This is a genomic window from Collimonas sp. PA-H2 (assembly GCF_002564105.1).
In the GTDB taxonomy this organism is placed as follows: Bacteria; Pseudomonadota; Gammaproteobacteria; order Burkholderiales; family Burkholderiaceae_D; genus Collimonas.
Genome location: NZ_PDBX01000001.1, coordinates 568839 through 581269 on the forward strand (window position 1 = coordinate 568839; position 12431 = coordinate 581269).

9 protein-coding genes are annotated in these 12431 nt (G+C 60.1%); 2 read left to right on the top strand and 7 right to left on the bottom strand.

Going from position 1 to position 12431, the window contains the following annotated elements:
- Window positions 1–4: 4 nt before the first annotated feature.
- The 7 genes from kdpE to kdpF all read right to left on the bottom strand — a co-directional run bounded on the left by kdpE (window position 5) and on the right by kdpF (window position 9342).
- On the bottom strand, window positions 5–706 hold the full coding sequence (gene kdpE, locus BCF11_RS02625) for a two-component system response regulator KdpE (RefSeq protein ID WP_098493362.1): 702 nt from the start codon (window positions 704–706) through the stop codon (window positions 5–7).
- On the bottom strand, window positions 703–3495 hold the full coding sequence (gene kdpD, locus BCF11_RS02630; RefSeq protein ID WP_098493363.1) for a two-component system sensor histidine kinase KdpD: 2793 nt from the start codon (window positions 3493–3495) through the stop codon (window positions 703–705). The genes kdpE and kdpD overlap by 4 nt, the downstream gene beginning before the upstream one ends.
- 198 nt (window positions 3496–3693) lie before the next feature.
- Entirely contained in the window at window positions 3694–4446 is a 753-nt protein-coding gene (locus tag BCF11_RS02635; protein ID WP_098493364.1) for a TorF family putative porin, read from the bottom strand.
- A 139-nt stretch (window positions 4447–4585) separates the two neighbouring features.
- Window positions 4586–5257 carry a potassium-transporting ATPase subunit KdpC gene (gene kdpC / locus BCF11_RS02640; RefSeq protein ID WP_098493365.1) on the bottom strand — a complete coding sequence of 224 codons (672 nt, stop codon included), beginning with the start codon at window positions 5255–5257 and terminating at the stop codon, window positions 4586–4588.
- A gap of 14 nt (window positions 5258–5271) precedes the next feature.
- Entirely contained in the window at window positions 5272–7362 is a 2091-nt protein-coding gene (gene kdpB / locus BCF11_RS02645) for a potassium-transporting ATPase subunit KdpB (RefSeq protein WP_098493366.1), read from the bottom strand.
- Between the two features lie 71 nt (window positions 7363–7433).
- Complete coding sequence (kdpA, locus tag BCF11_RS02650) at window positions 7434–9251, bottom strand: potassium-transporting ATPase subunit KdpA (protein WP_098493367.1); 1818 nt, start codon at window positions 9249–9251, stop codon at window positions 7434–7436.
- A 1-nt stretch (window position 9252) separates the two neighbouring features.
- Complete coding sequence (gene kdpF / locus BCF11_RS02655; RefSeq protein ID WP_038491105.1) at window positions 9253–9342, bottom strand: K(+)-transporting ATPase subunit F; 90 nt, start codon at window positions 9340–9342, stop codon at window positions 9253–9255.
- Window positions 9343–9683: 341 nt separating this feature from the next.
- Between kdpF and BCF11_RS02660 the strand changes: the two genes are divergently transcribed.
- Together BCF11_RS02660 and BCF11_RS02665 are read left to right on the top strand one after the other, a co-directional pair.
- Window positions 9684–11870, top strand: coding sequence for an FUSC family membrane protein (locus BCF11_RS02660; protein WP_098493368.1), 2187 nt, complete (start codon window positions 9684–9686; stop codon window positions 11868–11870).
- A gap of 170 nt (window positions 11871–12040) precedes the next feature.
- Window positions 12041–12418, top strand: coding sequence for a hypothetical protein (locus BCF11_RS02665; protein WP_098493369.1), 378 nt, complete (start codon window positions 12041–12043; stop codon window positions 12416–12418).
- Window positions 12419–12431 lie beyond the last annotated feature (13 nt).

Genomic DNA, 12431 nt, shown 5'->3' on the forward strand with positions numbered 1-12431 from the left:
GATTTCATTGGGAAAGCAGGATGCGGTAGCCAACCGCGGTCTCGGTCAGCAAATGCTTGGGCTGGGCCGGATCGTCTTCCAGTTTCTGCCGCAAGTGTCCCATATAAATCCGCAGGTAGTGGCCGCTCTCGGAATGCGACGGTCCCCATACTTCTTTCAGCAATTGCGGGTTGGTCACCACCCGTCCTGCATTGGCGACCAGCACCGTCAGCAGGCGGTACTCGGTCGGCGTCAGGTGCACCGGCTGCTGCGCCTTGGTGACCAGCCGCGCCTGCAAATCCAGCGTGACGTCGCCAAAGCGGATCAGGCCGTCGTCGCCGGCCAGCGGCTGGTGCTGCCGGCGCAGCGTGGCGCGCACCCGCGCCAGCAGCTCGCCGACGCCAAACGGCTTGCTCAGGTAATCGTCGGCGCCTGCATCCAGCGCCTTGATCTTGTCGGCTTCATTGCCCCGCGCCGACAGCACGATGATGGGTACGCGCGACCATTTCCTGACATCCAGGATGAAATCGACGCCGTCGCCATCCGGCAAGCCGAGGTCGAGAATCACCAGGTTGGGCTTGCGGGTGCCGCAATCTATCAGGCCCCGCTGCATGGTCTGCGCCTCAAAGATCTGCCAGCCTTCATCTTCCAGCGCAGCGCGCACAAAGCGCCGTATCTGCGGTTCGTCTTCGACCAGTAATGCGATCGGGGTTGGTTGCGTCGTCATGTTTTCTCCGTATTGCCTGTATTGCCGATGCCATTGCCTGCTACATCCATCCTGAGCTCATGCTCTTCCAGATCGGGCATGCTGGGCGGTGTCCCGAGCGGGATGGTAAAGATGAACTCGGCGCCGACGCCATGGGCGCCGCGGGCGTGGATGGTGCCGCCGTGCGCTTCCACGATCGCACGGCAGATCGCCAGTCCCAAACCGACGCCGGGCTTGGCCGATTCGCGCTCGCCGCGCGTGAATTTCTCGAATATGGCGTCTTCCATGCCGCTGGGTAGCCCGGGGCCGTCATCCGATACCGTGACCGCCAGCAAGCGCCCATTCACCACCGCCGCCAACACGATATGCGAACCGGGCGGCGTGTACTTGGCGGCGTTTTCCAGCAGGTTGCACAGCACGCGCTCAATCAAGACCGCGTCGAAGCGGATCAGCGGCAGCTCATGCGACACCCGGATTTCTGTCTGATGCCCCAGCAATACCGAACCGCTGGCGCGCAGCGCACTGCCGACCACCTCTTCAAACGGTTGCCATTGCAGGTTCAGCTTCACCTCGCCGCTCTGGATCCTGGCCATGTCCAGCAGATTGGTGACCAGCGCGCTCATGCGCAGCATCTCGCTGTGCAGCGCGCCGGCCAGCAGCTGCTGGTTTTCCTGCAGCGGCGGCTTCGACAGCACCAGCGATTCGGATAAGCCGATCAGCGCCGTCAAAGGCGTGCGCAAATCGTGCGACAGCGCCGACAGCAGTGAATTGCGCAAGCGCTCCGATTCCATCCGCACCAGCGCGTCCTGCGCCACTTCGACATAGTGCACCCGTTCCAGCGCAATCGCAGTCAGGGTGGCGAAGGTATACAGCTGTTGCTGCTGCTCCGGGATCAGGATCCAGCGCCGGCTGTGCGGCAGGATCGCCAGCACGCCGCGGGTGCGCATCGGCGCCACCAGCGGCAGATACAGGTAATTACTGGCCGGCAGCGTATCGGTGCCGATGCCGGCGCTGCTGGCATTGTCGAAGGCCCATTGGGCGATGCCCATGTCGAGCGCGGCGGCGACATTGACAACCTCCTCCGGAATCGCCGCCGGCAACTGCAAGCGGCCGGCATCGTCCGGTATCAGCAGCAAGGTCTTGGCCTGGAAACTGCGCTGCAGGAACTGGCGGCTGGTTTCAAATATCTGTTCGGTTTGCAAGACACCCGACAAGGCGCGGGCGAATTCGAATAAGGCGCGCGAACGCGCTTCACGATCAGAGGCAATGCGAGCCTGGTAGCGCAGACCGGTGGTCAGATGGGTGATCGTCAAACCCACCGCCAGCATCACGCCGAAGGTCAGCAGGTACTGGAAATCGCTGACGGCGAAGGAAAAGCGCGGCGGCACGAAAAAGAAATCGAAGGAAGCAATGCTCAGCAGCGCCACGAAAATCGCCGGCCCGCGGCCGTAGCGGATGGCGATCAGCACCTCAGCCAGCAGATACAGCATGACGATGTTGGCGAGGTCGAAAAACGGCAGTATCGGCGTCGCCAGCAAGGTGACCAATGCGCATACGCCGAGCGCCCAGCCGTAGCCCCACCATTCGATCCGGCTTTGCTTGGGCAGGTGGCGTGGAAAACTGCGGCCGGCGGCATCCTCTGCCTTGGCCGCCGCGCTGGCCGGCGGCACGCCGATTTCGATCAGGTCGATATCGCTGGCCTGAGCTGCGATGCGCGCGGCGTGATTCGGCTGCCAGGGAAACTGGCGCTGGCTGCGGCCGATGATGATCTTGGAAAAATTGTGGCTGCGCGCATAGCCTGCCATGACACCGGCGACATCGTTGCCCGCCAATACTGCCGTAGTGGCGCCCAGGTCCTGCGCCAGCTTGAGCGTCTTCAGGATGCGCTCGCGCCTGGCCGAGGGCAGCCGCTGTAATTTCGGCGTTTCGACATAGATCGCATGCCATTCGGCATTCAGCTGGGTCGCCAGCCGGGCCGTGCTGCGTATCACATGTTCCGCGTTGGGAGATGGTCCGACGCAGGCCAGCAGCGCGGCATCGGTTTGCCACACCGCGCCTATCGATTTTTCGATGCGATAAGCCTGGACATCGCCCTGCAAGCGGTCGGCAGTGCGGCGCAAGGCCAGTTCGCGCAAGGCGATCAGATTGCCCTTGCGGAAAAAATTGCGCGAAGCGCGTTCGGCCTGCGGCAGCTTGTATACCTTGCCGAGCTTGAGCCGGTTGAGCAGCTCATCGGCCGGCAAATCCACCAGCACCACTTCGTCGGCCGCATCGAATACCGTATCCGGCAGGGTTTCCGCCACCCGGATGCCGGTGATGCCCCCCACTACGTCGTTCAGGCTTTCCAGATGCTGGACGTTCAGCGTGGTGAAAACGTCGATGCCGGCGTTCAGCAGTTCTTCCACATCCTGCCAGCGTTTTGGATGGCGCGAACCGGAAGCGTTGGAATGGGCTAGCTCGTCGACCAGGATCAGCGACGGCTTGCGCTGCAGCGCCGCGTCCAGGTCGAATTCCGGCAGCTGCTTGTCGCGGTATTCCACCTGCTTGAGCGGCAGCAGCTCCAGGCCGTTCAGCAAGGCCGCAGTTTCCGCCCTGCCGTGGCTCTCGATAACCCCGGCCAATACCTCGCGCCCCTCGCTATGCAATTTATGCGCCGCGCTGAGCATGGCGTAGGTTTTGCCGACGCCGGCGGAAGCGCCGAAATAGATGCGCAACTTACCGCGTCCGGCCAGACTCTCCTGCACCTGCAGTTGCGCCAGCAAAGCGTCCGGATCGGGACGCAGGTCGCCGTTTGAATTGGGTGAGGACATATGCTTAACTGAGGATCCGGTAGGAGCTGCCGTTGTATGGGACAACTGATTTGTACGCCAATTGTAGATTGAATTCATCTGCCGTCGCCACTATCGCATGCTATTTCAAGTTCCTGCCCGGTGGCGGCCACAAATGGCAACGACCGGAAGGTTTTACCCTTGTCGGCCACTGCTGCAGGAACAGCCAAGCAACAATATTTAGAATGTCTTTGTCGCTGCGATCACCAATGCAGTCTTGCCCAGGTTTTTACGGTCAGGCGACGGTCCGACATAATTCTTGGTGTCGGTGCCGATCACGGCAACGCTGCCGGACAGGAAGCCGAAATCCTTGGTCAGGCCGACTTTCCAGTCGGTATAGCTGGACGCCGAATAGTTCTTCACGGTTTGATGGCCGGCATGCAGGTTGACCGTATAGCCATTAGTCACATCGATATTGGCGCCGATATCCAGGTAGCCGCTGTTCTTGCTGTCGGCGAAGCCGAACAGATTGGTCACAGACTGCGAATACTTGACGTAGGCTGGGCCGTAGCCGATCTGACCGTAGAGCTCAGTCGTATCGGCGTTCGGATGCAAATCGTTGGATGGATAAACGTAGGTGAGCACACCGAAATCATAGCTCAGGTCTTGCGTGAAATTACCCTTCTTGCCGGCATAGATATCCCATTCGATATTGCCGCTGCCGCCGCTATCCTTGATCCATTTCAGCGTCGACAACCAGGTGCCGACATAGATGCCGGTCGGGTTGTTGCTGTAGTCGGCGCCGCCTTGCAGCGCCGGCTTCAGGCGCGTTTGCGAAATGCCGCGGAAGCGATAGTCGGATACCAGGCTGGCGTTGAATGTCAACGCGTTGTCGGGAACCATGGCCGCCTCTTCTGCCTGCGAGCAGTTTGCGGTAAAGGCAGTCACGCCGATGACAGTCATCAGGCCAGCGAAATAGAGTATTTTCTTCATGAGTTCCAAGTGAAACAAAAGGTAGTGTGACGATGTTGTATTTCAATTTTCGAGAGATAGAGACGTACAGAAGCTGACCGTACTATGTACGGCCAGTCCTCCAAGCCACTATCACTCTAGGTTGAAACGGGGGTGAAACTTAGTTTGCAGCCGGATGCTGCCGATCCAGCGCCAGGTTCAATGCCATGACATTGACGCGCGGCTCGCCGAGGAAGCCCAGGCTGCGCTGCATTTGCAGGCTGGCGATCAGGCTGCGCACGGTGTCGACGTCGAGCTTGCGCTCGCGTGCCACGCGGTCGGCCTGGTAGTAGGCGGCGGCCAGGCTGATCTCAGGGTCGAGGCCACTGGCGGAGGCAGTCACCAGGTCCACCGGAATCGGCAGCGTGTTGCTAGGATCAGCCGCCTTGAGGGCGTCGACCCGGCCTTTGACGGCGTCGATCAGGGCCGGATTGCTCGGACCGAAGTTGGAGCCGCCGGAAGACTGGGCGTTGTAAGGCATCGGGCTGGTGGCCGACAAGCGTCCCCAGAAATAGTTGGGGGCGGAAAACTCCTGGCCGATCAGGCGCGAACCGATCAGCTTGCCATCGTGCATGATCAGGCTGCCGGCAGCCTGGTCCGGGAACACAGCCTTGCCGATGCCGGTCACGGCCAGCGGATAGATCACGCCGCACAGGACGGTCAGGCCGACGAACAGCACCAGTGCCGGACGCAATACGCCTTGCGAGGTAGCTTTCGAATTGACGGCCAGTTTTGCAGGTGGCAGTGTTGTTGCAGAAGATGTTGTAGATGCGGTAGATGCAGCGGATTTCATTTCTATACTCCTAATTACACCAGGTGCATGACCGACAGGATCATGTCAATCAGCTTGATACCGATAAAGGGCAAGACGATGCCGCCCAGGCCATAGATCAGCAGATTGCGGCGCAGCAGCGATGCAGCGCCGACAGCGCGGTAGCGCACCCCTTTCAATGCCAGCGGAATCAGCAGCACGATGATCAGGGCGTTGAAAATAACCGCGGACATGATCGCCGACGACGGGCTGGCCAGATGCATCACGTTCAGCGCCGCCAGCTGCGGATAAGTCGTGATGAAGGCGGCCGGGATGATCGCGAAGTACTTGGCGATATCGTTGGCGATCGAGAAAGTCGACAAGGCGCCGCGCGTCATCAGCATCTGCTTGCCGATCTCGACGATCTCCAGCAGCTTGGTCGGGTTGGAATCCAGATCGACCATGTTGCCGGCTTCCTTCGCCGCCTGGGTGCCGCTGTTCATCGCCACCGCCACGTCAGCCTGCGCCAGCGCCGGTGCATCGTTGGTGCCGTCGCCGGTCATCGCCACCAGCCGGCCTTCCGACTGATAGCTACGGATCAGTTTCAGCTTGTCTTCCGGCGTCGCTTCCGCCAGGAAGTCATCGACCCCGGCTTCCGCTGCAATCGAGGCTGCAGTCAGACGGTTGTCGCCAGTGATCATGACAGTCTTGATGCCCATCCGGCGCAGTTCGGCGAATCGTTCCTTGATGCCGCCCTTGACGATGTCTTTCAGCTCGACCACACCCATCACCACGCCTTCGTCCACCACTACCAGCGGCGTACTGCCGCGGCGGGCGACGTCGTCGACGTTATGCGCCACTTCGACCGGAAACGGATGGCCCAGCTCGGTCATGTAGTTCTTCAGCGCTTCCGACGAACCCTTGCGGATGGCGCGAATTTTGCCGGCGTCGCCGATATCGATGCCGCTCATGCGCGTTTGCGCGGTGAACGGCACGAAGGTGGCGTGCAGGGAATTCATCTCGCGTTCGCGGATGTTGAAACGCTGCTTGGCCAGCACCACGATGCTGCGGCCTTCCGGCGTTTCATCGGCCAGCGAGGCCAATTGGGCGACATCTGCCAGCTGCTGCTCGGTGATGCCTGGCGCCGGAATGAAGGCCGATGCCTGGCGGTTGCCGAGGGTGATGGTGCCGGTCTTGTCCAGCAACAGCACGTCGACGTCGCCGGCAGCTTCCACTGCGCGGCCGGAGGTAGCGATCACGTTGGCTTGCATCATGCGGCTCATGCCAGCCACGCCGATGGCGGACAACAAGGCGCCGATGGTGGTCGGAATCAGACATACCAGCAAAGCCACCAATACCGTGATGGTGATCGGCGTACCGAACTTGGCGGCGGCCACGCTGAACAGCGAAAACGGCAGCAGCGTCACGGTCACCAGCAGGAACACGATGGTCAGCGCCACCAGCAAGATGGTCAGGGCGATTTCGTTAGGTGTTTTTTGGCGCTTGGCGCTTTCCACCATCGAGATCATGCGGTCCAGGAAGGCTTCGCCTGGATTGACACTGACCCGCACCACCAGCCAGTCGGACAGGATCCGGGTGCCGCCGGTGACGGCGGAAAAGTCACCGCCGGATTCACGGATTACAGGCGCGGATTCGCCGGTGATCGCGCTTTCGTCTACCGAGGCCACGCCTTCGATGACTTCACCGTCGACCGGGATGACGTCACCCGCTTCCACCAGCACTACATCACCCTTGCGCAGGTTGCTGGCCGGGGTTGCCGACCAGTTGCTCAGCGCGCCCTTGGACTTGCTGTTGGCTTCCAGCTTTTTAGCGGAAACGGTTTGCTTCAAGGCGCGCAGCGATTCCGCCTGCGCCTTGCTGCGGCCCTCTGCCAGCGCTTCGGCAAAATTGGCGAACAGGACGGTGAACCAGAGCCACACCGAAATCGCCAGGATGAAGCCGGCACTGGCCTCGCCCTTGCCGGTCAGGGCCTGGAAATACAATAAGGTGGTCAGGATACTGCCGACATAGACCACGAACATGACCGGGTTGCGCAATTGCGTTTGCGGCGCCAGCTTTTTGAACGATGCGACGATGGCCGGGCCCATCAGCGCGGAATCGAAGAGCGTCAGATTGGTGCGAGACATGATGTTTTTCTACTTTCGTTTGAAATTATTCTGTAAACCCGGGGTGGGCCATGAGACCCACCCCATCCGGCTTAATGTGCAAACATCTGCAGATGTTCAACCACCGGACCAAGCGCCAAGGCCGGTACGTAATTCAACACACCCACCAGCACCACCACACCGATCAGCAGCACGATGAACAGTGGCCCATGGGTCGGCATCGTGCCGGAGTTCGGTTCCAGCCGCTTCTTGGCGGCAAACGAGCCAGCCATCGCCAGGATCGTGACAATGATGATGAAACGCCCGAACCACATGGCGATCGCCAGCATCACGTTATAGAACGGCGTGTTGGCTGACAGGCCGGCGAAGGCGCTGCCGTTGTTATTGGCGGCCGACGAGAAGGCGTACAGGATCTCGCTGAAGCCATGCGCCCCCGGGTTGGCGATGCCGGCCACGCCGGCAGTTGCCATGACGGCGATGGCTGTGCCGCCCAGCACCAGGATCGGTGTCGCCAGGATCGCGATCGATGTCATTTTCATTTCAAACGACTGGATCTTCTTGCCCAGGTATTCTGGGGTGCGGCCGATCATCAGGCCGGCGATGAACACCGCCATGATGGCGAACACCAGCATGCCGTACAGGCCGGAACCGACGCCGCCGAACACTACTTCACCCATCTGTATCAGGGCCATCGGCACCAGGCCGCCCAGTGCGGTGAAGGAATCGTGCATGGCGTTCACGGCGCCGCAGGAAGCCGCGGTGGTGACTGCCGCAAACAAGGCCGATGCGCTGATGCCGAAGCGGCTTTCCTTGCCTTCCATATTGCCGCCGGACTGCAGCAGGCTATGCGTCTGGTCGATGCCTATCGCGGTCAGGCCGGGATGCGACTGCTGTTCTGCATACATCACGACCGCGGTCATGACGACGAAGATCAGGGTCATAGCCGCCAGCACCGCCCATCCCTGGCGGATATCGCCGACCATGAAGCCGAAGGTGAAGCACAGCGCCGCCGGAATCAGGAAAATCGCCAGCATCTGCATGAAATTCGACAACGGCGTCGGATTTTCATAAGGATGGGCCGAATTAGCGTTGAAGAAACCGCCGCCGTTGGTGCCCAGCATCTTGATCGCTTCCTGCGACGCTACCGGACCCATGGCCAAGGTCTGCACCTTGGTGTTCATGGTTTCCAGCACCGGCTTGCCGGCTGCATCGTTGGCCGGTTGGCCGTCTGCGCCGACCTTTGGCTGCTGATAAGTCAGCGGCTGAACGATGGTCGCGTCCTTGTAGGAATCGAAATTCTGGATCACGCCCTGGCTGATCAGGAACACCGAGAAAATTACCGCCAGCGGCAACAGGATGTACGCCGTGGAACGGGTGATGTCGGTCCAGAAATTACCGATCGACTGTGCCGAATGGCGCGCGAAACCGCGGATCAGGGCAAAGGCAACCGCGATGCCGGTAGCAGCTGAAAAGAAGTTCTGCACGGCCAGCACCAGCATCTGGGTCAGGTAGCTCATCGTGCTTTCGCCCGAATAACCTTGCCAGTTGGTGTTACTGATAAAACTGACAGCTGTGTTGAAGGCAGAATCAGGGCTAAGATTAGCAAAGTGTTGCGGATTCAGCGGCAGCCAAAGCTGAAAGCGCTGCAAGCCATAGGTCGCCAGCGCGCCGATGGTATTGAAAATCAGCAGGGCCAGCGCATAGGTCTTCCAGTTCATCTCGGACTTGGCCTGGATGCCGGCGCAACGGTACAGCCATTGTTCGATCCGGTTAAACCAGCCGAAGCCGGTGACCGGAGCATGGTCGGAGGAGCCAGCGGCGACCTGGACGATGTACTTCCCCAGCGGATAGCTCAAGACCAGCAGCACTCCCAGGAAAGCGATCAGCAACATGATGGATTGGGAGGTCATCTCAGAATTCCTCCGCTTTGATCAACGCCACGACCAGATACACCAGCAGCGCGACGGTGACTACCGCGCCGAGTACATAAAACGGGTTCATTGACCATCCTCCAGCTTCTTGCAGCCCACTGCCAGCGCCCAGGTGACGATAAACATCGCCACGATCGCACCGACAAACATTCCATCCATTGCCAGGTCCATCATTACCCTCATTACAGGTTAGTTTCGGTAGTGACAGGCTATAGAAAAGTTCCTAAAAATGTCGTAAAGAGAAAGTACGGGGGTGTAAACAAAGTGTAAAAAAGCCGTAAAAATCGGCTTTCGGCGCATGCATTCCTGCCATGAATCCGTTTCATGTCTTTTTTGCACCATCCGCCTTAATTTATCCAGGCAAACGCGGTACACTTTGAGCCTCGCCAGCTACCGCCGAAAAACATCTACATGCATTACGCCCTGGACCTGCGCACCTTTATATTCAGTCACTATTTCTATACTGGCTTGCGCATCGCCACCGGCGTCGTGGGGCTGACCATGCTGGTGCTGCAGTTCAGCGACCTGCCGACCGCGATGACGGTCTGCATCGGCGCCCTCTCCACCAGCCTGATGGATTTGCCGAGCACGCTGCGGCACAAGTTCAACGAGATGCTGTCCAGCGTGCTGCTGTGCACCGCGGTGACGCTGATCATCAGCCTGTGCGCGCCGTTCCACTGGCTGCTGAGCATCATGCTGGTGGTAGTCACCTTCCTCGCCAGCATGATGGTGGTGTATGGCAAAAAAGCCATGCCCCTGCAGTTTTCCGCCTTGTTCGTGATGACCTTGTCGATGGAAAACGCCATGAACGTGGAACAGGCGTTTTTCCACACCGGTCTGTTCCTTAGCGGCGGCCTGGCTTACCTGGCCTACTCGATGGCGGTATCGTGGTTCCTGCGCAGCCGCATCAAGCAGCAGGTGCTGGCGGAAGCGCTGTTCGAGCTGGCGCGCTATATCAATATCAAGGCCGACTTCTACGATATGCACGTCGACCTCGGCAGCCAGTTCAATCTCCTGGTGCGGCAGCAGATCGTGCTGGCTGAAAAACAGCAGGCCTCGCGCGACCTGATCCTGCGCGATCCGCGCAACCAGCAGGATGCGATCCTGGTGCAGGTGCACTTCGGCATGTTCGACCTCTACGAACACATCCTTTCGACCCATACCGACTATGCCATCCTGCGCCAGCACCTGGCCGACGCCGAAGTGCTGACCTACCTGCGCGACCTGGTCAACAAGGCTGCCAAGGATATCGAAGCGATCGCCTACGCCGTCACGCGCAAGCGGGCGTCCTTCGCCAGCGTCAGCTACAAGGCCGAAATGCGTTCGATCGAAGCGGAATTGCAGCAGTTGCAGCAGGACAGCCTGGCCGGCAAGGTCTCGGAAGAAGCGCTCGACATCCTGCGCGCGGCCTACGGCAAGATCGTCGACGCCATCGACATGATCAACCAACTGCATCACGCTACCCAAAGCGTGCAAGGACCGCTGCCGGTATTGCTGGGCAAGGACATGACGCCGTTCCTGACCCAGCAGAAGTATCAGCTAGGAGTGCTGCTGTCCAACCTGCGCTGGCACTCGCCGACTTTCCGCTTTTCCGTGCGGGCGGCGCTGGCGATTTCCTGCGGCCTGCTGGCGGCGGATTCCCTGCCCTATGCCGGCCACGGCTACTGGATCGTGCTGACCATCGCCATCATTCTCAAGCCCAGCTTCAGCCAGACCAAGCAACGGCGCGGCGACCGTCTGATCGGCACCCTGATCGGCTGCGTGGCGACAGCCCTGATCCTGCGTTTCGTGCACGAACCGGTGGCCCTGCTCGGGATCTTGTTCATGGCGACCGTGGCGGCGCCCGCCTTCATCTACGTCAAGTACCGCTACACGGCGATTGCCGCCAGCATGCAGATCCTGCTGCAGATCAATCTGGTGATTCCCAGCAGCGGCCACGTCATCGGCGAGCGCCTGATCGATACCCTGATCGGCGCGGTGATCGCCACCGCTTTCAGTTTCGTGCTGCCGAGCTGGGAATACCGCACGCTGCCGCAGCTGATCAAGAATGTGATCAAGAACAACCAGCGCTTTCTCGACGCCAGCAACAAACTGATGCAGGGCAAGGTGCTCGACGATTTCATCTACCGCCTGTGCCGCAAGCGTTTCCTCGACAGCATGTCAGAGTTGGCGTCGACCCTGGTGCGCATGCTCGACGAGCCGGTCAGCAAACACCGCGCGGTGGAAAACCTGAATCAGTTCATCGTCCAGAATTACCTGGTGATGGCGCATGTCGCCGCGCTGCGCATGCTGCTGCGGCGGAATGCCGAAGGCATGCCGCATGCCGCGGTCAATCTGGAACTGGATGCCGCCACCGCGCGCGTCTGCAAGACCCTGGGAGTGGCGGAGCATGTGCTCAATCCTGATGCGCCGTTGGCGCCAGCCGATGCGCCCGGCGCCGCACCGCTGACGGCAACACCACAGGCGGCGGAGCCGCTGGCGGAAGCAGAGAATTGGCCGGCCTGGCATGCGCTGCAACAGCGCATGGAACTGCTGTATCAAGACAGTGAAAAGATTGCTGTCAACAGCGCCGCGATCGGCCGCATCCTGGCGGCATAAGAAGGCCATCACAGACCGGATATTCTCAAAAGAAAAGGATTTTCCTCAAGATAAAAGCAAACTGTTTCCTCGGCTAAGCGCAGTGAAATACTGGCATACGTAGTTTCCATATAGTACTATTTCTATGTGGAAACGCATTTGCGGGTTTTACGATCTTAGAAAGGGTAACAATGAACATCGCCATCTTAAAACTCGCTGCCGCCTCGGCCTTGCTGTCCCTAGCCTCCGGCGCCATGGCCAGCGCCAATGGCGGCATCATTCATTTCGTCGGCAGCATCGTCGAACCGCCTTGCAGCACCAGCAGCTTCGAAGCCGGCCAGATCAACATCCATTGCGAACAACGCAGCGCCTTCGACGTCTCGTTCCAGCGCATCGGCAGCAACGCCGGCTTTGCCAAGACAACGGTCACCTTGACGCGCGACGGCAAGCCATTGGGTAGCAAGGAAGCCAACGCCTACCGCATGGCCGTGCAGGGCGATACGCAGCTGGGACTGTCTGCCCACGATGCGGCGGCCGGCCCCGTCATCATGACCATCAGCTATCTGTAAGCGGCCAGCCAAC